The organism is Bacteroides timonensis (assembly GCF_000513195.1).
In the GTDB taxonomy this organism is placed as follows: Bacteria; Bacteroidota; Bacteroidia; order Bacteroidales; family Bacteroidaceae; genus Bacteroides; species Bacteroides timonensis.
Window position 1 is genome coordinate 34,736 of the sequence record NZ_CBVI010000042.1, and the last position, 23,221, is coordinate 57,956.

23 protein-coding genes are annotated in these 23,221 nt (G+C 38.7%); 10 read left to right on the forward strand and 13 right to left on the reverse strand.

Annotated elements, in window-relative coordinates; translation table 11 throughout:
• Positions 1-150: 150 nt before the first annotated feature.
• On the reverse strand, positions 151-1,068 hold the full coding sequence (locus BN161_RS09635) for a glycosyltransferase family 8 protein (protein WP_044265358.1): 918 nt from the start codon (positions 1,066-1,068) through the stop codon (positions 151-153).
• Positions 1,069-1,280: 212 nt separating this feature from the next.
• Between BN161_RS09635 and BN161_RS09640 the strand changes: the two genes are divergently transcribed.
• From BN161_RS09640 to BN161_RS09660, 5 genes are all read left to right on the forward strand, one after another.
• On the forward strand, positions 1,281-2,414 hold the full coding sequence (locus BN161_RS09640) for a glycosyltransferase (protein WP_044265360.1): 1,134 nt from the start codon (positions 1,281-1,283) through the stop codon (positions 2,412-2,414).
• Positions 2,411-3,517, forward strand: coding sequence for a glycosyltransferase family 4 protein (locus BN161_RS09645; protein ID WP_044265362.1), 1,107 nt, complete (start codon positions 2,411-2,413; stop codon positions 3,515-3,517). Before BN161_RS09640 ends, BN161_RS09645 begins: the two co-directional genes overlap by 4 nt.
• An 18-nt stretch (positions 3,518-3,535) precedes the next feature.
• On the forward strand, positions 3,536-4,351 hold the full coding sequence (locus BN161_RS09650; RefSeq protein WP_044265365.1) for a glycosyltransferase family 2 protein: 816 nt from the start codon (positions 3,536-3,538) through the stop codon (positions 4,349-4,351).
• Positions 4,352-4,439: 88 nt separating this feature from the next.
• The gene (locus tag BN161_RS09655) at positions 4,440-5,606 is read left to right on the forward strand and encodes a glycosyltransferase (RefSeq protein ID WP_044265367.1); all 1,167 of its coding nucleotides are present in this window, start codon (positions 4,440-4,442) and stop codon (positions 5,604-5,606) included.
• A 5-nt stretch (positions 5,607-5,611) separates the two neighbouring features.
• Positions 5,612-6,367 (forward strand): glycosyltransferase family A protein, encoded by a 756-nt coding sequence (locus tag BN161_RS09660; protein ID WP_052356226.1) that lies wholly within the window; start codon positions 5,612-5,614, stop codon positions 6,365-6,367.
• Positions 6,368-6,513: 146 nt separating this feature from the next.
• Here the strand turns inward: BN161_RS09660 and BN161_RS09665 are convergent, their stop codons facing one another.
• The 10 genes from BN161_RS09665 to BN161_RS09710 are packed head-to-tail and all read right to left on the reverse strand — an operon-like array spanning position 6,514 to position 15,769.
• Positions 6,514-7,398, reverse strand: a complete 885-nt coding sequence (locus BN161_RS09665) for a glycosyltransferase (protein ID WP_044265369.1) — start codon at positions 7,396-7,398, stop codon at positions 6,514-6,516.
• Positions 7,399-7,417: 19 nt separating this feature from the next.
• A complete protein-coding gene (locus tag BN161_RS09670; RefSeq protein ID WP_044265371.1) occupies positions 7,418-8,587 on the reverse strand; it encodes a glycosyltransferase in 1,170 nt (389 codons plus the stop codon).
• Positions 8,588-8,614: 27 nt separating this feature from the next.
• On the reverse strand, positions 8,615-9,856 hold the full coding sequence (locus tag BN161_RS09675) for a glycosyltransferase family 4 protein (protein ID WP_044265373.1): 1,242 nt from the start codon (positions 9,854-9,856) through the stop codon (positions 8,615-8,617).
• Entirely contained in the window at positions 9,853-10,662 is an 810-nt protein-coding gene (locus BN161_RS09680) for a glycosyltransferase family 2 protein (protein WP_044265375.1), read from the reverse strand. Before BN161_RS09680 ends, BN161_RS09675 begins: the two co-directional genes overlap by 4 nt.
• 22 nt (positions 10,663-10,684) lie before the next feature.
• Positions 10,685-11,179 carry an adenylyltransferase/cytidyltransferase family protein gene (locus BN161_RS09685; RefSeq protein WP_044265377.1) on the reverse strand — a complete coding sequence of 165 codons (495 nt, stop codon included), beginning with the start codon at positions 11,177-11,179 and terminating at the stop codon, positions 10,685-10,687.
• 11 nt (positions 11,180-11,190) lie between these two features.
• A complete protein-coding gene (locus BN161_RS09690) occupies positions 11,191-12,228 on the reverse strand; it encodes a pyridoxal-phosphate-dependent aminotransferase family protein (RefSeq protein WP_044265405.1) in 1,038 nt (345 codons plus the stop codon).
• Positions 12,229-12,263: 35 nt separating this feature from the next.
• Complete coding sequence (locus BN161_RS09695; protein ID WP_044265378.1) at positions 12,264-13,313, reverse strand: CDP-glycerol glycerophosphotransferase family protein; 1,050 nt, start codon at positions 13,311-13,313, stop codon at positions 12,264-12,266.
• A gap of 8 nt (positions 13,314-13,321) precedes the next feature.
• Positions 13,322-14,068, reverse strand: a complete 747-nt coding sequence (locus tag BN161_RS09700) for a lipopolysaccharide kinase InaA family protein (RefSeq protein WP_044265380.1) — start codon at positions 14,066-14,068, stop codon at positions 13,322-13,324.
• Positions 14,069-14,128: 60 nt separating this feature from the next.
• The gene (locus BN161_RS09705) at positions 14,129-15,160 is read right to left on the reverse strand and encodes a glycosyltransferase family 9 protein (RefSeq protein WP_044265383.1); all 1,032 of its coding nucleotides are present in this window, start codon (positions 15,158-15,160) and stop codon (positions 14,129-14,131) included.
• Positions 15,161-15,163: 3 nt separating this feature from the next.
• Positions 15,164-15,769 (reverse strand): DUF4254 domain-containing protein, encoded by a 606-nt coding sequence (locus tag BN161_RS09710; RefSeq protein ID WP_044265410.1) that lies wholly within the window; start codon positions 15,767-15,769, stop codon positions 15,164-15,166.
• Between the two features lie 311 nt (positions 15,770-16,080).
• Between BN161_RS09710 and pdxB the strand changes: the two genes are divergently transcribed.
• A complete protein-coding gene (gene pdxB / locus BN161_RS09715) occupies positions 16,081-17,124 on the forward strand; it encodes a 4-phosphoerythronate dehydrogenase PdxB (RefSeq protein ID WP_044265385.1) in 1,044 nt (347 codons plus the stop codon).
• Positions 17,125-17,272: 148 nt separating this feature from the next.
• Here pdxB and purN read toward each other — a convergent pair whose 3' ends face one another.
• Entirely contained in the window at positions 17,273-17,848 is a 576-nt protein-coding gene (gene purN, locus BN161_RS09720) for a phosphoribosylglycinamide formyltransferase (protein ID WP_044265387.1), read from the reverse strand.
• Positions 17,849-17,997: 149 nt separating this feature from the next.
• On the opposite strand from purN, the gene BN161_RS09725 reads away from it, so the two are divergent.
• From BN161_RS09725 to rnc, 3 genes are read left to right on the forward strand one after another with little or no spacing between them, the layout of a single operon-like run.
• Positions 17,998-18,234, forward strand: a complete 237-nt coding sequence (locus tag BN161_RS09725; RefSeq protein WP_004291965.1) for an acyl carrier protein — start codon at positions 17,998-18,000, stop codon at positions 18,232-18,234.
• 19 nt (positions 18,235-18,253) lie between these two features.
• Positions 18,254-19,519: a beta-ketoacyl-ACP synthase II gene (fabF, locus tag BN161_RS09730; RefSeq protein ID WP_044265390.1), complete on the forward strand. Its 1,266-nt coding sequence runs from the start codon at positions 18,254-18,256 to the stop codon at positions 19,517-19,519.
• A gap of 6 nt (positions 19,520-19,525) precedes the next feature.
• Positions 19,526-20,416, forward strand: coding sequence for a ribonuclease III (rnc, locus tag BN161_RS09735; protein ID WP_044265392.1), 891 nt, complete (start codon positions 19,526-19,528; stop codon positions 20,414-20,416).
• An 18-nt stretch (positions 20,417-20,434) separates the two neighbouring features.
• On the opposite strand, the gene BN161_RS09740 is transcribed toward rnc, so the two are convergent.
• Positions 20,435-21,445: an ATP-dependent 6-phosphofructokinase gene (locus BN161_RS09740; RefSeq protein ID WP_007216812.1), complete on the reverse strand. Its 1,011-nt coding sequence runs from the start codon at positions 21,443-21,445 to the stop codon at positions 20,435-20,437.
• 121 nt (positions 21,446-21,566) lie between these two features.
• Between BN161_RS09740 and BN161_RS09745 the strand changes: the two genes are divergently transcribed.
• Positions 21,567-23,078 (forward strand): GH3 auxin-responsive promoter family protein, encoded by a 1,512-nt coding sequence (locus tag BN161_RS09745; RefSeq protein ID WP_044265394.1) that lies wholly within the window; start codon positions 21,567-21,569, stop codon positions 23,076-23,078.
• Positions 23,079-23,221: the final 143 nt, after the last annotated feature.

The following is a 23,221-nucleotide window of genomic DNA, read 5'->3' on the forward strand; positions in this document are numbered from 1 at the left end:
CTTATGAAACCTTAAGACTAAGCATAGACACAGTACATTTTTAAACAACAACATAAACAACAAGCTAAGCAAGACATAAAAACAACATTATTTTTCACATCTTACATTTTCAGCAACTCAACTAAAACCTTTCTAAAACCAATAAAAAGTTTACACAAGTTTATAATACTTATGCCCTTTTATTTTCCATTTAACCAAAAAGCAAAAATAATACTTGTCCCAAAGAGCATGTAACATATCTCTAAAAGAGAGTGGGTTCTTTTTTATCTTTCTCAAATAACGATAATAATTTATTCGAAAAGGGTGTCGACAAGAAGCTTCCCAAGGTTTTGGCTTCCAAGTAAAATGAAGAATTTTTGGATGCCTCAAAATAAATCTTAGGTCACGATCAAAACCAAACTTCTTGATTATTCCATAATAATAGAAAATGAATTCGACATTCCAGGCTAAAGAGATATGTACAGCCTTGTCATGAAAAAAAGCATTTAACACATCTTGATCATGAGCTCTAAGTTTATTAAAATTATGTTCAATGTACTCTATAAAAGCTTGGGTCATATTATGCGTACGCCAATAATCCAAATTCAACAATAATACACCTGCATTAAAATATCCATATTTAGAGTCGTAATCCAGTCTTTCATACACATCTTCAGCACAACATCCTCTTTCTTCAAAGGCCGCTACAACAAAATTGTCCTCTAAAGGTGTTTCCCAAAGTTCTTTTATAGATTGATTGACAATGATATCACAATCCAGATATAGAACTTTATTCACGTTTCTCGGAAGAAGATCCGCCATAAACAATCTATTATAAGTAGCAATAGACAAATGATCTGTTGACTTTATAGGACACCTTTCCAAAAACTCGGAATCAACCAGACAATAAAAGAAGTGTCCATTATATGAATGAACAATCTTTTGAACAAAATCTAAATCATCCGCATTCAATCCCTCAGTGAGTAAATAAACTGCATGTTCTTCTCCAGGATTATTCTCAAAAAACGAAATCAACATCACACTGCAATGTTGAACATAACCACTATCAGCGGCACAAACAATATTCATATTTCTACATTAATATCCTGCAAATATAATATTTACGTTTCTCAAAAATGAATATCTCTTATCTTTTTTAAAAACTCTCTTTATCAACATAGATTTAGGTCATAATTACACTATTATCATTTGATATTTTTATACCTTTGCTCTTCGAATACAATAAGATATAGACTTCAGCTTTATCTAAATAAAAATATTCTAAAAAAACGAATTGATCCATGAGACTCAAAATATTCAGAAGAAACAAGAAACGTCACATTCTCTACTCCCTATTTAATAGAAAATGGGTATATATTTCATATATTCCTGATGTATACTACAATAAAAAGAATATAAAATACATGCTATCCCATCAAAATAAAAGAGAAGCGCTAGTTATTGGTAATATATTTTACAGTTTAGGATATAATGTTAAGATTGCACTTTTCAATGCCCCTGAAGAATGCGATACTCGAAAGTATGATATCATATTTGGTCTAGAACCAAACTTCGTAACCATGAGTCAAAGAAATCCCCAAGCCCTTAAAATATACTATGCAACAGGAGCTTATTGGAAACATCAACTCACAATGGTAAAAGACAGAACAGACCTATTTAATACAAAACATGGAACGGATTTACCATATTCGCGTTTAGTAGATGCACATAACAGTTGTGAGATAGCAGACATCATTTTTCAAATAGGAAGTTCATTTACTATTCAAACGTATCCTCCTAAATTACAGAACAAAATTAATATAATTAATCAGTCTAGTAATTTTGTTCAAGAATGCGACCTAAAACATAAATTGCAAAGTGTCTCAATGAAGGATTTCATGTGGTTTGGATCCAGTGGAAGTATTTTAAAAGGTTTAGATTTAGTTTTAGAATATTTCATAGAGAACCCTCAATACAATTTACATGTAGTCGGCCCACTTGACGAGGAATTCATTAGGTTCTATCAAAAGCAAATAGAAAAACACACCAATATAGCATTTTACAATTTTCTCGATACCAGTTCCAAAGAATTCATGAACTTAGCCTATCTTTGTGCATTCAACATCTTTCCGTCTGGTAGTGAAGGTTGCCCTGGCTCTGTCATAACCCTAATGCAAATGGGCGTCATTCCTATCACATCTCAATGGGGAGCAATAGACCAAATAGAACATTACGGATATCTGTTGCCTGAGTTATCTGTTGAAGCCATAAGCAAGGCCATTAAATGGGGAGTTACACTCCCTCAAGAAGAGTTCCATAAAATTATAGAGGAAAATATATCATATTCAAAAAACACTTGGAATTTAAAACGATTTGAGAATGAATTCCGCTCTTTATTACTAACATTTATAGAAAAAAGTAGTCCAAAAATATGAATCAACCATATATATTGTACGATTCTCTCATATTTGACTTACAAAAGTTTGGAGGCATCTCACGATACTTCTGTGAGATAATCTCTAGATTAAAGATCAAGTATGATATTTCATTACGCTATACAGAAAACCATTACTTAGTACAAAGCAAGATATGTAAGCATTACTTATATATCCCAGATTTTCTATTTAAATTTTTTAGATATAAGTTCTATCGTAAGAATCAAAAATTAACAAAAAAAGCACTATTGAGTTCATCCCCATATATCTTCCACCCAACTTATTATGATCTTACTTTCCTTAAGTACATAGGTAATAATCCTTTTGTTATTACTGTACACGATATGACGTACGAACGACTCCCTGAATATTTCAGTGGCGCTGAAGGTACCATACAACTAAAAAGAGAAATTATCACTAAGGCAAATAGAATCATTGCAATTAGCGAAAATACCAAGAAAGATATTGTAGAAATACTTAATATAGCTCCTAGTAAAATTGATGTTATTTATCATGGAACCAGCATGCAGCCTCTATTAGGAAGACAAAAGCTTTCATTGCCAAATAAATACCTTCTTTTTGTTGGTGATAGAACTAGTTATAAAAACTTTCAACGGCTCTTGGAAGCATTTGCAAATATTCATAAAAGCATGAAAGACTTATATTTAATTTGCACAGGAAAACCCTTCTCTCCAGAGGAGTTACAACAAATTCACAAGCTACATGTAGAGGGTCAAACATTACAATTTTCCGTCAATGATGAAGAATTAAGTGAACTATATAGTCGAGCATTATTATTTGTATATCCCTCATTATATGAAGGATTTGGTATTCCTATTTTAGAGGCATACGCTTGCAATTGCCCTGTAGCATTAAGCAATACCAGTTGTTTTCCTGAGATTGCAGGTAATGCAGGTGCCTACTTTAATCCATATTCAGTAGAAGCAATAACAGACACCATCACGACCGTTATAAATAATAAAGAAGAACGATTAAGATTGATTATTGCAGGCAAAAAACGTCTTAAACTATATTCTTGGGAAAAAGCTGCAAAAAAAACAGAAATGGTCTATCAAAAAGTTCTAAATGATTTTCTAAAATAAACTATAATCAGCATAAAAATGAGAACACCAACCCTCAGTATTATTACAGTCAATTTCAACAACAGAAATGGCTTAGAAAGAACAATACAAAGTATCAAATCTCAAACATATACAGATTACGAGCATATAATTATAGATGCAAACTCAACTGATGGAAGTAGAGAAATCATTCTTGAATATTCTCAAAACACCTCTCATTTAAAATATTGGGTATCAGAACCAGATGAAGGGATTTATGACGGTATGAATAAGGGAATAAATCATGCCCAAGGAGAATATATATACCTCTTAAATTCAGGTGATATACTTTCTAATCCCACTGTGCTATCTTCCATTTCATTTGACGGCACAAAATATATATGCGGCAATATGAGAATTATCCATTCAGAAACTCAAGATGAAGAAGTCGTGCCTCCAAATGAAATAGATGGACTATTCTTATTCAGAAGTTACCTACCTCATCCTGCATCCTTCATTCATCATTCACTATTTAACAAACAAAAATACAACACTAATTACAAAATTATATCCGACTGGATACATATGATGGAGAACATTGTATTAAAAGGATGCAGCTATAAGCACATCAACTTACTAATTTCAGATTTTGATATCACAGGAATCAGCTCCAATAACAGAGAATTAGGGTTATCAGAACGAAGTAAATGGATAAAAGACAATATCCCCACTTTAATTTACGATGCACTTATGGAACTAGATAAAATCAGAAGTTCTGAAATCGAAAGTATTATTCCCATAGTTATGCAAAAAAAAAGACATTCTCAGAAACGAATAAAGAAACTTATTTTACTATTTTCTAAATTCTTCAAATAAGAAGTACTAAAAGCATTCTCAATGTTTCAAACAAAACATTTGCATATAATAAGAATTTTATCGAATATTGCATATAATAAGAGAAAAAATGAGTACTAATATACTTTTTATATTCAATATCTTCCCTGGTGTTGGAGGTTTAGAAACCGTTTCAAACAACATCATTGATTATATAGGCAAAGATTTTACTATTTATACATTGTCTTTCAATGCAATAAGCAATACCCCTACATCACCTGCTATCGCGGAAATATTTCAATTTAAAACAGACAATGAAAAAGAAAACATCCAAATATTCAATCGAATTATTGAAGAAAAAAATATTACTCATATCATCAACCAAGGCATCTATCCACATATAACCAACATTATATTCAATCCCAACAGAAAGAAAGATGTAAAAATAATCTCCGTTTTACATGGTATGCCCAAATATGAAAATTCACAATACTGGCAATTACCGCATATCCTTAAAGCCAATAAGCTGAAACAAATAAAAAGAAGATTCTTATTTCACATTGGATTGAATTACAAATATAAACGATATACCAAGTCATTCTCTGACTCATATCGTAAAGCATGCATCAACGGTGATCAAATCATCGTATTATGCAATGAATACATCAAGCCATTCATTAATGAATACCATCTGAAAAAGTACCAAGAGAAAGTTATTGCAATAGAAAATCCATTATCACCACCCTTTTCAGAACAAAAAAGTATTGAATGGGTACAAAAGAAAAATCAAGTAATTTTTGTAGGCCGTTTATCCGAAGAAAAACAAATACATATCATTCTTGATATATGGGAGAAAATAGGAAAAACAACAAACTGGAATCTAGTTATCATCGGTGATGGTTGTATCCGCCAAAAATTAGAGCAAACTGTCAGAGATAAACAGATACAAAGAGTTAGTTTTACCGGCCAAATCAATCACCCAGAAGAATACTATAAGTCTGCAAAAATCATTCTCCTAACTTCAAGCTTCGAAGGATTTCCAATGTGTCTAATTGAAGCTTTAAGATTTGGAGTCATACCATTAACTTTTGATATAAGTGCAGGAGTTCGCTCAATAGTATCAAATTCTGGTGGTATTATTATAGAAAATAGAAATTCGAACGAAATGCTTCTTAAGCTACAAGAGTTAATGAATAATAAATATCTACATTTACTTAGCGAAAAAGCTAGGCTCAAATCCAATAGATACACATTGAATAGAATTGGTGAACAATGGATAAACTTATTAAGAAGATAAATTAAATGAGAAGAAAGCTTATACGAAAATATAAAAGGTTCAAGAAGTGGGTAATTCCTGAATTAAAAAGACGCTTTAGCAAAACAGAAGAAGTGCCTTATAAAAGTGTCCCAATCGTAATTAACAACTTTAATCGCGTAAATACACTAATGACATTGATTCATGGATTAGAAATCCGGGGATATAATAACATATACATTATTGACAATAACTCCACTTATCCCCCATTACTAGCGTATTACAAAGATTGCCCTTATCCTATATACATGTTAAACAAAAATATTGGCCATTTAGCTATATGGGAAACTGGCATTTATAAACAGTTTACCGAATCATATTTTGCATACACAGATTCAGACTTAGAAATTCATCCAGATTGTCCAGACGACTTTATGGAGAAATTCATTCTCTTACTCAAAAAATATCCCAAAGCACTAAAAGTTGGGTTCTCTATTTGCATTAATGATTTACCAAATTGCTATATCAACAAAGAACAAGTTCAAAAATGGGAAAGCCAATTTTGGAAGAAAGAAATAGAACCTAATATTTTCAAGGCACCTATAGATACTACCTTCGCGGTATATAAGCCTTACTTTAAAGGAGAAATAATAGATATTCAACATCTATACTTACGCACAGGTTTTCCTTATACTGTAAAACATCTACCTTGGTATATAGATAATAACAATCTTTCAGAAGAAGAGAAATATTATATTACTCACTTAAAAACATCTACACATTGGTCTGAACAAAATAAATAACAATAGTTTCCCTGTGAGATTTGCTTTTGGGTCTCACTCCCTAAAAGAAAAGTTTTTTTAGTATATATCTTTCAAAAGATCCATATGCCATGTATTTTTCCTTTATAAAATGAAATTCCATAGCCCTTATAGCCTTTTATATAGATTTACAAAAGACTCGACTTAATATATTTATATAGATTAGATAAACAATGTCCAATATGCTTCAAAGAAAAGGAACAAAAGAAGAATTCCTTCAATATCATTTTTTTTTCTTTAGAATCAGTTTTTAATATATCGCGTACAAATATATTAAAAAAACGTTCTTCAAGTTTTTTTTCTTCCTTTTTAGTAAGAGTTAGCCCTCCCACCTTTATAGGAAGAAATTTACTCCATTTCAGTCTATGTAACTGTATAGTCTCTTTAAACCAATCTAAATTAAAGCTCCCTAATGATAAATGCTCAATAAGTACTTTATTTGAGCAACAGATATAATTCCGGAATTGCTTACTTACTGCTATTTGCAATGAAAAATCCAAGTCATAGCAATGGAAACCTGTCAAAATCTCCTCATCAAAAGGATAAATTGCCCATACCTCTTTACGCACAAACATACCTAACCCATCTAAAACAACAACTTCTTCAAATGGACATTCCAAATAAGCATTTTGAACATTAAAAATCGTATGTTTATCTGTCCGCTGATATAAATAGGAACATATCCATTTAGAAGATTGTCCCCATCCTGAATAACACTTAAGTTTCACTTTACTACCAGTAAAGCCTATAACACCACAATCTGGCTCTTGCAATTTATTTTCTATAAATTCCCCCCAATTATCCGAATGGAATTTCACATCCTCATGCACAAAAAACAAATAAGGATATTTAGCAGCATGTGCTCCATAGTTATAAGCCTTGGCTATAGGCCATTTATTTTCCCTATTATCTATTATAATAAATTCATGTTCAACTCCTATAGACTGTTGAATATTGCGTTTTACAGCCTGTAAACGTTCGGGAGAAATCGAGCAAATAATAATCGACAGCATTATTCTATATCTATATTAATCATAAATTTAGTGACTCAAATAAATTAACCCACTGTTTTCCAATCTTGTCTAAAGAATAGGCGTGAGATTTCAGAATTACATTATGCCTCATTTTATCTAACAACTCAGGAGAAATTAGTAATTGATAAAGTGCATCAGCAAACTCGCGCATATCAAATGGAGAAATCAAGATTCCATTTATCCCAGAAGGCGACAACATTTCTTCTATACCAGCACAACAATTAAATGCAATGGGAACCACTCCATTAGCTTGTGCCTCACTTAAGCAAAGAGGCCATCCTTCAAAGGTTGATGTTAAACAAAAAACAGATGCATCATCATAATATGGTTGTACATTTGAAGTTCCTCCAGCAAAAACAACACGCTTTAATCCCATATGTACAGATTGTTTTTGTAAGTTCTCTTTTTCCTGCCCACCTCCAACAAGAATAAGTTCCCAATCAGGAACCCTTTCACAAATCATTCCCCATATATCAAGCAAGCGATCTACCCGTTTATTCTCATAAGTCATATTACCTACAAAAACGATTTGCTTCTTCTTTCTATCTAAATTTAGATCTTCAATTATACGTTCCGAATTATGAATTACACTTATCTTATTCTGTTTTGGCAACTTAAGGATTTGTTCTAATTCAGTTTTATAACCATCACATAAAACTACATAGGCATCAACTGAATCGTAAACATCTCTATATTGCTTCGTGTAAAATTTATCATAACTTTTTAACCATACAAATTTAGGGTAAGCTATTAAATACCATTCCAACATCTTCAAAATAGAGCCTTGTGTACGTTTTCGACGTTCTCGCTTAGCTACGATTTCCCATAATGGAATATTATGAAGTATATATACGAATTTACATTGCACTTGTTTCTGTACAAATCCTAGATAATTCCAAAGAAAGCCAGGCAAAACAAATATATCAATAGACAAAGATCGAATTACATCAATGATTGCCTCCGCATTCCTTTGAGTATTCACTTTCTTATCGGGCAACTCTAATAAAGTCACTTCTGGTGACGGTCCCTCTTTTTTCCAACACGTAACAACATAAACTTCATATCCATAACTCTGAATACCTCTCGCTATATCCCTCGTTACACGTTCTCCACCACCACTGGGGAATTCTGCATGAAAAAATAGAATTCGACCTTTTTTTTTATCCATATATTACTTTGTTAAAAAGTTCCACAATTACCCAATTTTTTCTATAGCTTGTCTTAATCTTCCCATTATAATGTTCCAATCATACTCTTTGGCCACATATCTCTTTCCCTTCTCTCCCATTTGCAACCGTAACTCATCAGAGGTCTCCATATTATGCAACTTAGAAATAAAGTCTTTCTCACCAGTATAATATAGAGCGCCTCCTTCACTCTTTTGACAATGCTCCTTCAAAACAGCACATTTTCCATTCACCAACATAGCTTTTCCCCTTGACATTCCCTCTAATAGTATTAAAGATAGACTTTCAAACTTCGATGGATTAACAAAAACCTTAGCATGCTGGATTATAGTATACTTTTCGTTTTCACTAACAAATCCTGTATAAATAATATCAGGATGTTGTATAGGCTTAGAAAAAAGTCCTCCTACAAGTACCAGTTTCAAATCAGATTGCTTGTATCTCTTTTTATAGTTTAAATAATATTGAACAATATGATTCAACTTACCTCTATCAATTCTTCCTACAAATAAAAGATAGGCTTCCGGTAGATTATATTTTCCTTTAGTTACATTCCAGTCAGCATCTTTTGTACTCTCAATTCCAACACTAATAATTCCATGATCAGATATTTTTTTTCCAAAAATACGTTCCGCAAGTTTTTGTTCTGCTGCCGTATTAAATCCAATATATGCAACTTTCGTAAACACCTCTGTATAAATGGAGCGAAAAGTTGAACTCTCATAATGCATTGTAGGAATAAGAATCGTTCTTTCAGGAGCATACAAAGAAATATAATACGCCAATGGATATGATATATTAATTGGAATAATAGCTTTAAAATATTCTTTATTCTCTTGCACGTACGAAAGCAATTGAGGAGAATAAAAAACATAACTTTGCATAACTTTTTGCTCTAATTTGTGCATATAAGTCCAAACAGGCCAAATAGAAGCCAATGATCGTAAAATCCCTAATTGAAAAAGAAATTTCCGAATTCTTCTAACCCATTTTGATTTTCTCACATAATATTTATGCAATTCCTGTTGAATCGGTTGAGCCTCAAAACGTCTAACAGTAACGCCATTCTCCTCTTCAACACCTACAGGAAGACCATTTCCTCCACACACGTAATTCTCCACGCAAGTAGTCAGAACCTCTACTTCGTAATCGACAGTAAGCCTTTCGGCCAACATCCGACAGTGTTGCTCTGCCCCTCCTCTGGCTTGCTTTCCATATCCGGTAACAACAAAAGCCACTTTCTCTTTCATAACACTTGGACTTCTCTCCGATCCTTCACGATCCCATTCTCACACCATATCGTCTTCTCCTCAATAACTTGTCTCAATACCTGTTCGTGATATTCCAAATTCTCCCGCGAAGCAAATTTATGATAAAGATGAAATTGTACTCCTCCCATCTTCAATTGTTTCTTTTGGATACCTGCATGGATAAGCCGATAGGAAATTTCCACATCTTCCTGCCCCCACATCTCCAAAGACTCATTATAACCATTAACGCGCAATAAATCTTCTTTCCAGAAAGCCATATTACACCCCCGGATTCTTAACATACTACGCTTGGCATAACGATTTGCCAAATACAAACGTAAAGTGTGTGAACGAAAAGCGTTCAACAAAAAGCTAAGGTCTTGTTTAAAAAGTGCAGGATGAGTTTCCACCCCTCTAAGTAACCGGGCAGTAGCCATTCTCCCCAAAAGCACCCGACTGCCACATACAAAATATCCCTTCTCCGCCAATTCCAGATGGTCAGCGATAAAGTGCCTATCCAAAAGGATATCACCATCAATCTGGATAATATAATCCCCTTTCGCCCTTTCAATGGAGCGATTACGGATAGCGGAAAGACGGAAACCTTTGTCCTCGTGCCATACATGCACAATAGGAATATCGGTCTTTGCCCGCATCTTATCAATCAGCTGCTTGGTGTCGTCACGTGAGCCATCATCTGCAATCAGAATCTCACAAGGCTTCACGGTCTGAGCGAAAGCGCTGTACAGACATAGGGACAAGGCCTCTTTCCAATTATATGTAGATATCATTAATGAGACTAACATGTATCAATTCTTTAATTCAACTTCATTTTTTCTGATCTTCCGGCCAATTATAATCTAATTCAGCCTCACGTTGTAGCGCTGCCCTGATAATCTCACTTGTACTCTCTATTATTTTCTTCTTAATACCTGTAGTGCTTACATCGGGAGTATAAGGAAAATAGACCACTTCCTTACCGGGCTGTTGCTTCATCCACTCAAGCCCCTCCAGATACTTATTTATCCAATCATCCCCAATGGTTACTATATCAATATCTTCTCTCTGTAATTGCGCCACCTCAGTAAGCTTCACTTGCTTCACAGCTTTAGTCACACACTTCAAAGACGAGATAATCCGGAAACGTTGTTCAAAAGGAATAATAGGCGGCATTCCTTTGTAATGCTGTATCAGCTCATCTGTGCTTACGCCGACTATAAGTTCATCGCCCAATGCCGCCGAACGTTCCAATATGTTCAGATGCCCGATATGAAACAGGTCAAAACTACCGGATGTGAATACTCTGATTTTCTTTTTTTCCATGCTATATAGATTTATCGGTATTCTATTTCTTTAATTCTCTTTGCCAGATCATCCAGATCCTCTTCACTTTGAACTCCCAAATGAGAAACCCTGAAATAACAAGGAGTGCCACCCGGCATAATGAATATGTCTTGCTTCAACAATTCATTAAAGAGAATATCCCCATTCCGACGGACAAAGAACCCCGTAATGCAATTGGATGGTACTTCCGCCGGAACTTCCCAACCATTCTGTCTGCACAGCTCACGAAAATACAGTGCTTTAGCACGCACGGAAGCAATGATTTTGTCAACCCCAAGGAGTACATTCTCCTTTAAACGGGCATGCAATTGCATAAACAAACTGGTGGCCGGACTGTAAGGTGTCTGACCGCGTTCCAGATTCTTCAGATTCTCAGCAAAATCAAAATAATAAGATTTATGCAAAAAATCAGTCTGTAGGATTCTAGGCGAAAGAAACAGAAACGACAAACCCGGGGCTATATTCAGCCCCTTCTGACTACTGGTAATACAGATGTCAATATTCAACTCTTCCATATCCAAATCATCGGACAAGAAAGAACTAATAGCATCAACAACCAGCGAAACATTATGTTTCCTGCAAATAGCAGAAATTTTCTTTAAATCAAACAGTTGACCGGTAGAGGTTTCATGATGTTGACATAAAAACACATCCGGACGCGAAGCAGCCACAGCATTTTCCAGCCGGGCATAATCAATATCACGAGCAAAAGGAACTTCAAAAACTTCATTCTGAACCTGATAGTACTCGCAGAGACTCTTCCAGCGGTAGCCGAATGAACCGCCGGCTATAATAAAAGCTTTCTTTTTCAGGGAAACATAATTGGTAACCACAGCATCCATCGCACCGGTTCCTGAAGCTGTATAGAAGATAACACGCCCGCCTGGACAATGTATCAGCTCCAGCAACATACGCTCTGAGTCCTTCACAATTTCAGAAAACAAAGCAGTGCGCATATACGGAAAAGGTTCTCCTGCGATTCGAAGAATCCGCTCTTCTATATTTCCCGGAAAAACATAAGATTTCATATTCCTGCTTTTTAATAATTCTACATTACTTTTCATCACTTCTTTATCCTTCCGAACGTCTTTATACTCGTATATTTTCTCCAGAGGTTCAACTTCCGTTCTCTCGGAACACCATGACGGCGAATATAATCTTCAGCCGCTTCCAGCATTCGCCTGGCTACATTTCCATCCAGATACGGATCGTAGTTATCAACCACCCATCGTCTTTTCGCAATAGCGCTTTCATCATGCTGCACACTTTCAAAGGCGTCCACCAATTGGGATGTATCCGTTATGTCAGTCCAGTAAATGTCCTTCGCTATGGTGCGATAAGTAATTACCGGACGTCCCAGAAGCAAGAATTCATATACCGTTGAGGAAGTGTCACTTATCATGACATCGGACATTAACTGATACTTCGTAACATTAAAGCCGTCTTCCCATATAATGTGTTCTTCTTGTTCCGCCAGTTGTTTATATTCATCCATCCACTCTTTTTTAGTCAACGGATGCAACTTCAATAACAGAACGACATCCTTCATCTTTACTAAATGCAGCAAAGCCTCTTTTAATGCAGGAAGAGATGTTAAACTTGGTGAAAAAGTAGGCGCATATAATACAATTTGACTTTTTCCATGCAGTTTCAACAGTTCTTCACGTTCCCGGTCAAAATCATGCCAATGATTTTTTATCCAATCTTGTTTGGGCCAACCGGTCTCCACGACCTCAAAATCTTTATATTCGGCAGCTAATTCCTTAAACTTTTTCGTAAAAAAAGGACCTTGGGTGAAATAGGTGTCAAAATAGCGACGGATGATCCAATGATCTTTCTTTTCCGCCGCATAGCCATGAAAAACCTGTATCTTCACACCCGGTAAATAATAGGGAACAATATTACCCGGCACAAATATAGCTTCCGGAGAAAAATCATAAACCTCCTGCATCGAATGTGTATAAACAACTTTTCCATCCAGTGGAAAAACCGGGATCTTCGGAAGATGCACATACCACAAGATATGATTCGCCTCCGACTTTACCGCTTCCTGATATATAGGCAATAATATATCAACAGCATACTTATTTTCACAGAATAAGACAATACGCATACTTCTCTCTATAGCTCCAGTTTATACTTCACTTGATGTTTCTTTGCAAAATAAATCCAGAACTTCTTCCGGTGTGCAAGCACTTTATCAACGCAGTATCGTTCATCAGCATTGCGTGCCCGTGCATATTCTCTGGCAAGTAATTCAAAAAAGGCTTTCTGTCCCCATAAACGGGCAAAATTGGCACACCCCATATCAATACTGATCTTGCCGAAGCTCATGCGGTTGATATCCACTAACATAAAATGATACTCACCGTCTATCTTATCGAACAGGATATTTCCGGGAGAATAATCCCGATGCATAATATCAGATTCATGCAGGCGAGCCGTATAACGGGCAAAGGCTATAACAACATCCCGGCAATCGTTAACATCGGCATTGCCGAATTCATAAAAGTTTCTTCGATAGGAAGATTGAAGACTGATAAAATAAGAGTATTTGATCAAACCGCACTTGCACTCTTCGATATAAGCGATAGGAACCGGGGTCTCAAAGCCTCTCTGAAGCAGTATGTTGGGATATGAAAAGGCGCGCCTTCCTTTCGGGGCACGAAAAAAAGAATAAGCAATCCGATTTACCAAAGCCGGAACCCCATAACGTTTTATATTGATCTCCAATCCATCGTCCACCGTCATCACCTTGATGAGGTTTCTTCCAGAGTAGATCACCCTTCCCTCACTTTCAAAGATATCAGGAATGCTTTCTACAAATTTCCGCAAATGTTCGTATGCAGGATTTACTATTATTTTCATATTTTACTCTGCCTTCACCTTTTTAGACGGTCCCGTCATTCTAAAATATTTATCCATCATTTACCTTATATTCTCTTCAATCTTCGCAATAATCTCTTCAGGTTTTATCTCCCTCAGGCAAGCATAATCGCCACGCCAGCAGGGCTTCTGCCCGTAAACCGAACATGGACGGCAGGACAAGTCAAGCTGCACCGTATTGGCCGGTAACTGTTTCCACCCCATGAATCCGGCATAAGGATGCGTAGCACCCCATACGGAAACAACAGGCACATTGACCAGAGACGCCAAATGCATATTAGCGGAGTCCATGGAAAGAATCACATCCAAATGACTCATCAGATTCAATTCCGTATCCATTTTCAGCTTACCAATCAACGATATGACGGAAGGATACTTAGCGGTCCAGCGGTCGAATACCTCCTTTTCACTCTTCCCTCCACCCAAAAGGAAAACTTTCACATCCGGCATTGCGGCAAAATGGGCAACGACCCGTTCCTGCTGTTCTATCGGATAAATCTTACCCTTATGTTTAGCAAAAGGAGCAATACCTATCCATTTATTATTCCCTTTCGGTCCTACCGCCGGTTCTATTTGCGAGAAGTCGCCTTTCCCCTCTCCATAGATGGAGGTGAACTTCAATTGAACCGGAAGTCCCAGCTTTTCCAGCACATCAGCATAGCGCCGGAAAGAGCTTTCCTGCTTTTCAAAAACCTTATGATGACGGCGAACCAGTTTCTTCTTACCTGCCCGCCCCTTGCATATTGCAGCTACAGGCACGCCATCCAACCGAAAACGCCATCGTAAGTATTTCGCGCGAAGTATATCATGAAAATCGGCCACACAGTCAAAATGTAGCCCTTTTAGTTCTGCATACAAACTGTTTAATCCTCGTAATCCTTTATGTTTCCCCGACAAATCGGCACCGTAAAAGCTTACATTCTCAGGCAACTTCAGAAAAAGAGGTTGCAATGCAGTACGACTCAGCACTATGATTTCATGCTGAGGATATTCGGCTGCCAGCGAATGCACTACCGGAACCGTCATGGCTACATCGCCAAGCGCAGAGAAACGGATAATGAGGATACGTGCCATTCGTTATCTTTTTGCATAAAGCACCGGATTCAAGGCCGGGTCATTATACATCTTCATCTGTTTATATACTTTCATATATTTTTTTCCGGATTCAATATCAGCCAGCAATTGGTCAATGGCCGACGAAAGATCTTGCTTTTGTTCCAGAAGGATGTCCAGTTTAGCCTGGCATTGAGCATGATGTTCGGGAGTAGTATCCGTACGTTCCACCTCCTTTTGCATGTGATAGATCTTTAATGCAAGAATAGAAAGACGGTCTATCGCCCATGCGGGACTTTCCGTATTAATGGTAGCCTCCGCCATCGGTTTCACATCTTTATATTTATCCAGGAAATAGCTATCGATCAGTTCTACCAAGTCTGTTCTGTCCTGATTAGACTTGTCTATTCTTCGTTTCAAAGTTAATGCCGCATTCGGTTCAATCTGCGGATCACGTATAATATCTTCAAAATGCCATTGCACGGCATCAATCCAATTCTTCAAATACAGATAATACTCAATCGTCTTCAACTCGTAAGGATTGTTCATCGGCGCATCCACGCTATCCATTACATGATAATCCGCGACTGACTTCTCAAAAATGCTGTTGCAAAGGTTACTAAATGCCATAATCTTAACGAACTTTACAGTTATACAATAATACAAAGTTATGCAATATTTCCCACACAAGCAACCGTTCCCTACTTTTTATTCCCATCTTGCTCCAAAAGCTGAATATCCTCTTCCTTATTTATTTCATATTTTTACTACCCCATAACACCTTCAAGAAGATAAGATGAGAGGATTCGTATGAAGAATACGTTAACAAATCAAAGCAACTTTCATAAGAAAATAGAAACCAGCTATACTTTGTTACTATAACATAGCCCCATACATATAATTAATTTCTAAATTTGCCTATATTCAAAAAACAGAATTCCATGAAAGTTATTGTTGACAATAAAATACCTTTTATAGAGGAAGCTATCGGGAAAATAGCCGACGAAGCAATATATGTCCCCGGAAAAGACTTCACCCCTGCTTTAGTGAAAGATGCGGACGCACTAATAATCCGCACACGCACTCAATGCAACCGCGAATTACTACAAGGAAGCCGGGTACAATTCATTGCTACAGCCACAATCGGTTTCGACCATATAGATACGGAGTATTGCCACGAAGCGGGCATAACCTGGACCAATGCACCGGGATGCAACTCCGCTTCCGTAGCACAATACTTGCAATCCACACTCTTATTAATAAATCTCCTGAAAGGAAAAAACTTATCAGAAATGACCATCGGCATTGTCGGAGTAGGCAACGTAGGCATCAAAGTGGCTAAAGTGGCCCGCGAATTAGGCATGCGGGTATTGCTGAACGACTTACCACGAGAAGAGAAAGAAGGAAGTACTGACTTCTGCTCTTTGCAGCTTCTTGCCGAAGAATGTGATGTCATCACTTTCCACGTACCTTTATATAAGGAAGGGAAATATAAAACTTTCCATCTGGCCGATGAAGCATTCTTCCGTTCCCTCAAACGTTCTCCCATCATCATCAATACTTCCCGCGGAGAAGTAATAGAAACAGCAGCTTTATTGAAAGCTCTTCAAACCGGCCTGATTTCCGATGCCGTCATTGACGTATGGGAAAACGAACCCGGCATTAATCTCTCCTTATTATATAAGGTATTCATCGGCACCCCCCATATCGCCGGATACTCGGCAGATGGAAAAGCGAATGCTACGCGAATGTCTCTGGACTCCCTTTGCCGATATTTCAATATACAAGCCGACTACCACATCGATCCACCCAAACCGGAAAATCCGATTATCATAGCATCGACCCCCACAGAAGCCTATTTAAAAATGTATGATCCGCGGCAAGACTGCGAAGCGTTGAGAGCTCATCCAGAACTGTTTGAAAAGTTAAGAGGAGATTATCCGCTGCGGAGAGAAAAGACGGCATTCTCCGTAGTAACTCCGTAGCATCTCCGTAAGTCCTCCGTAGTAACTCCGTACCAGCTCCGTAGCAAGTCCGTACCCGCTCCATACTCTAAGACACGGAGATGATACGGAGATAACACGGAGCAGACACGGCTCAGAACAGAACCGGGTATGATAAAGCTATAAAATTTTAGCCTTCGGATTCAAGCAATTTTTCTATCACTTTCGGATAAGTGTCATATTCCAGCGCATGAATACGTTGTGCCAAATCATCAGGAGTATCTTCCGGCAACACCGGGCATTTCACCTGATAAATAATAGCGCCTTCATCATAATGCTCATTAGTATAATGAATAGTAATGCCACTTTCCTTCTCGCCGGCAGCAATCACAGCTTCGTGCACACGGTCGCCATACATTCCCTTTCCGCCGAACTTGGGCAGCAATGAAGGATGTATATTTATCATTTTATTGGAATAAGCATGCAAAATAAGATCCGGTACGCGCGCCAGGAAACCAGCCAGTACCACAAAATCTATTTCATGCTCCCGCAACACCGATAAAATCGCCTCTCCATTCTCCCAGTCACTCTTCGGAAAATAGGAGCAAGGCACTTCCAGCCCACGAGAGCGCTCTAAAACGAACGCATTCTGACGATTAGTTAAAACCAAGGCCACACAAGCCGAACTTTTTTCCCGGAAATAACGGATGATATTTTCGGCATTCGTGCCGCTTCCCGATGCTAAAACTGCGATATTTTTCCTCATATTTCTTCTTTTTAGTGCACAAAACCGTGAAAAATGTGCAAAACATTGCATTTAATTCGTCAAATATTTGCGAGTGACGATAAATATTTATTCCTTTGCCCCGCAAAATTAAAGAAATAAAACTAATTATTAATTAAAAACTTAAAGTTATGTCTGAAATTGCATCAAGAGTGAAAGCGATTATCGTCGACAAATTAGGCGTTGAAGAATCAGAAGTTACTAACGAAGCTAGCTTCACTAACGATTTAGGAGCTGATTCTCTTGACACTGTAGAACTTATCATGGAATTCGAAAAGGAATTCGGTATCTCTATTCCGGATGACCAAGCTGAAAAGATTGGTACTGTAGGCGACGCCGTTTCTTACATCGAAGAACACGCTAAGTAATCCTATCCATCAATTTAATATGGAATTAAAAAGAGTTGTAGTAACAGGTCTCGGCGCCATTACCCCCATTGGCAACAATGTTTCCGACTTTTGGGAAAATCTTGTGAATGGGGTTAGTGGAGCAGGACCTATTACTCATTTCGACGCTTCCCTTTTCAAGACTCAATTTGCCTGCGAAGTGAAAGACTTCGAAGTTACCAAATATATCGACCGCAAAGAAGCCCGCAAAATGGACTTGTATGCACAATATGCCATTGCTGTAGCAAAAGAAGCGGTCAGCGATTCCGGTCTTGACGTCGAAAATGAGGATTTAAACAGAATCGGTGTCATTTTTGGAGCCGGCATCGGCGGTATCCAGACATTTGAGCAAGAAGTAAGTAACTATGCCTTGACCGGTAAAGAAAACGGTCCTAAGTTCAATCCGTTCTTCATCCCCAAGATGATTTCGGATATTGCCGCCGGACAGATTTCTATTATGTATGGTTTTCACGGCCCCAACTACGCAACTTGTTCCGCATGCGCTACTTCCACAAACGCTATTGCCGATGCCTTCAACCTGATCCGTTTGGGCAAGGCTAACGTTATTGTGAGTGGCGGCTCGGAAGCGGCAATCACGGTTGGTGGTGTAGGCGGTTTCAATGCTATGCATGCATTATCGACACGCAATGAATCTCCTACAACCGCATCCCGTCCGTTCAGCGCAAGCCGCGACGGTTTCGTGATGGGTGAAGGTGGCGGTTGTCTGGTTCTTGAAGAGCTGGAACATGCCAAAGCACGTGGTGCCAAGATTTATGCGGAAGTTGCCGGCGTAGGTATGTCTGCCGACGCTTACCATCTGACCGCTTCTCATCCGGAAGGACTTGGAGCCAAGTTAGTGATGAGAAATGCGCTGGAAGATGCCGAGATGAAACCCGAAGAAGTAGATTATATCAATGTTCACGGTACTTCTACTCCCGTAGGTGATATATCGGAAGCTAAAGCTATTAAAGAAGTATTTGGCGAGCATGCATTTGAACTGAACATCAGTTCAACGAAATCCATGACCGGTCACTTGCTGGGCGCCGCCGGTGCGGTGGAAGCCATCGTAAGTATTCTTGCGATCAAGAATGGCATCGTACCTCCGACTATCAACCACGAAGAGGGTGATAACGACGAAAACATCGACTATGACCTTAACCTTACATTCAACAAAGCTCAAGAACGCGAAGTGAATGTAGCCCTGTCCAATACATTTGGATTCGGTGGTCATAATGCATGTGTTATTTTTAAGAAATACGCAGAATAATCAGTCGTGTTACGTAATCAAATAGACAAAATAAGGCTCTTATTCCGTAAGGACAGAGAGTCTTATTTTTGTTTTTATAAGATCCTGGGGTTCTATCCCCGCAACATCCAGCTCTACCAGCAGGCTTTGTTGCACAAATCCACCTCCATCCGCTCAGAAAAGGGACGCCCTTTGAATAATGAACGCCTGGAGTTCCTGGGTGACGCCATTCTTGACGCCATCGTGGGGGATATTGTCTACAAGCATTTCGAAGGTCGCCGCGAGGGATTCCTCACAAATACACGTTCCAAAATCGTACAGCGGGAAACTCTGAATAAGTTGGCAGTAGCAACAGGACTGGACAAGCTGGTAAAATATTCCACCCGTTCTTCCTCGCACAACAGTTATATGTACGGAAATGCTTTCGAAGCATTCATCGGTGCCATCTATCTGGATCAAGGCTACGAGCGCTGTAAGCGGTTCATAGAAGAAAAGATATTCAAGAATTACATTGACCTCGACAAGATGTCGCGCAAGGAGGTCAACTTCAAATCGAAGCTGATTGAATGGAGCCAGAAAAGCAAAGTTGAAGTCTCATTTGAGCTTATCGAGCAGTTCCTTGATAAAGATTACAACCCCATGTTTCATACCGAAATCCGCATAGAAGGTATTTCGGCCGGAAAAGGAACCGGATACTCTAAAAAGGAGTCCCAACAAAATGCTGCGCAGGCTGCCTTGAAAAAGATAAAGAATGATGTTGCATTCAAAGAACAAATAGAAGCCGCAAAAGCGCAGAATCATTTGCCTGAGAATGCAGAAGAGACAGAGGAACTTATAGAGGAGACTTTGATTGAAGAAAATCAAGAAACTATTCTGTCTGTAGAAAATCCTGAAACGGACGAATGTAAGGGCGAATAATCTTCGCCCACATCATCATCAGCCGAAACAAATTCCCATCCGGCGCCCTTGAACAACCAGATCATTATCCTCCGTTACCAGTTTCAACTTCCCTGCAATTTCCTCCAGTGGCGCAGAAGAAATCTCATCCCCTTTCAACGTAATCATCCGGCCAAACTGTTCTGTTGCAATCAGTTCTGTAGCATGCCCACCCATGCGGGTAGACAGATTCCGATCGAAAGGCGTGGGCGAACCTCCCCGTTGGATATAGCCAAGCACAGTTTCGCGGGTTTCAATACCTGTTTCATACTCTATCTCCTGAGCAATGTACTCAGCGGCACGTTTCCGGCCATCCGTCTGTATACCTTCGGCAACCACCACGATGGAATAAGGTTTTCCTTTCTTCAACCGGTTCAGAATAGTCTCACCAATATTATGGATATTATAAGGAATCTCGGGTATCAAGATAACGTCACCGCCACCTGCCATACCTGAATATAGCGCGATCCAGCCGGCCTTATGCCCCATTACCTCGATCACCATCACCCGTTTGTGCGAACTGGCAGTAGAGTGCAGGCGGTCAATGGCATCCGTAGCAATACTTACAGCCGAATCAAATCCGAAAGAGAAATCCGTTCCCCAGATATCATTGTCGATAGTCTTAGGCACAGATACAATGTTCAGTCCCATGGCAGCCAGTTTGGCAGCAGTCTTCTGCGTACCGTTACCACCGATACAAACCACACAATCCAATCCTAATTCCTTGATATTCTGTTCTATCAATGCCGGTTTATTGACATCGGATATCACACCGTTCTTCTTGAAAGGTTTCTCGCGGGAAGTGCCGAGCATTGTGCCGCCCTGGTTCAACAAACCGGACAAAGATTTATCAGTAAACGACTCCACATCCTTGGTAAGCAATCCCTGAAAGCCACTATGAATGCCCACAACTTCCATCCCGTAATGATTGATTGCAGTTTTGCACACTCCACGAATGGTGGCATTGATGCCGGGACAATCGCCCCCCGAAGTCAAAATACCGATTCTCATGACACTTTTGTTTGAATTATTGTTCTTTAGGTCCGTAAAGATAGAAAAAAAAGAGAAAAAAGATAGAGAAGCCGATAAATAAGATTATTTTTGCGCAACAAAATAGTTTTAACTAAGAGAGATGAATATCACAACATTGCTGAATAAGGTGTATTTTACCCCTCGCCTGAAAAGAATCGACTTGTATGTCAACCGTGCAGAAGAGCTGCAACACCAAGTGTTGAACCGTCTGGTGCGCATGGCCGAAAATACAGAATGGGGAAAGAAATATGATTATAAAAGCATTCATACTTATGAAGACTTTAGAAACAGACTCCCCATACAGACTTACGAAGAGGTAAAGCCGTATGTGGAACGCCTGCGTGCAGGAGAACAAAACCTGCTCTGGCCGTCAGAGATACGCTGGTTTGCCAAATCTTCGGGTACCACAAATGATAAAAGCAAATTCCTGCCCGTCAGCAAAGAAGCATTGAATGACACACATTATCAGGGCGGTAAAGATGCGGTTGCCCTCTATCTGGGGCAGAATCCTGACAGCCGCTTTTTCTCCGGACAAGGTTTGATTTTAGGTGGAAGCCACAGCCCCAACCTCAACTCCAGGCACGGACTTGTAGGCGATCTTTCTGCTATCCTTATACAAAATATACATCCGTTAGTGAACTGCGTCCGTGTTCCGAGCAAGAAAATCGCTCTTATGAGCGACTTTGAAAAGAAGATAGAAGCAATCGCCAACAGTGCCGTATCAAAAGATGTAACGAGCCTTTCGGGCGTTCCTTCATGGATGTTAGTACTCATTAAGCGTATTCTTGAAAAGACCGGTAAACAATCGCTGGAAGAAATATGGCCCAATCTGGAAGTCTTCTTCCATGGGGGCGTTGCCTTCACACCTTACCGCGAACAATACAAAGAGGTAATCCGTTCATCCAAGATGCATTATGTAGAAACGTACAATGCTTCCGAAGGGTATTTCGGTACGCAAAACGATCCGAATGATCCGTCCATGCTGTTGATGATCGACTACGGTATATTCTATGAGTTCATCCCATTGGAAGATGTAGGTAAAGAGAATCCCCGCATCTACTGCCTGGAAGAAGTGGAAGTGGACAAGAATTATGCATTGGTCATCTCTACCTCCGCGGGTTTGTGGCGCTATATGATTGGAGATACCGTGAAGTTCACGCAAAAGGATCCATATAAATTCGTCATCACCGGACGTACCAAGCATTTCATCAATGCCTTCGGTGAAGAATTGATTGTGGATAACGCGGAAAAAGGTTTGGCAAAGGCTTGCGAGGCTACCGGAGCATTGATTTCCGATTATTCGGCTGCTCCTGTATTTATGGATGCCAATGCTAAATGCCGTCACCAATGGTTGATTGAGTTTGTACAGGCACCGGACAGTATAGAGAATTTTGCCAAAATACTGGATGATACACTGAAAGAAGTGAATTCCGATTATGAAGCAAAACGACAGAAGAACATTGCCCTGCAACCTCTGGAGGTGATTGTTGCCCGCAAAGACCTATTCCATGACTGGCTGGCACAAAAAGGAAAGTTGGGTGGACAACACAAAGTTCCGCGTCTCAGCAATACAAGGGAATATATCGAGGAAATGCTGGAACTGAACAACTGATTCCTGCAATAACATAGGACAATACGATAATAAATAAGAAAGGCCGCATCAGACAAAACCGATGCGGCCTTTTTCATTTCTGTTCCATGCCTTGAAACTCACAGTTTCATTACTTGAAACCAACTGTTTCATGCCTTGAAACT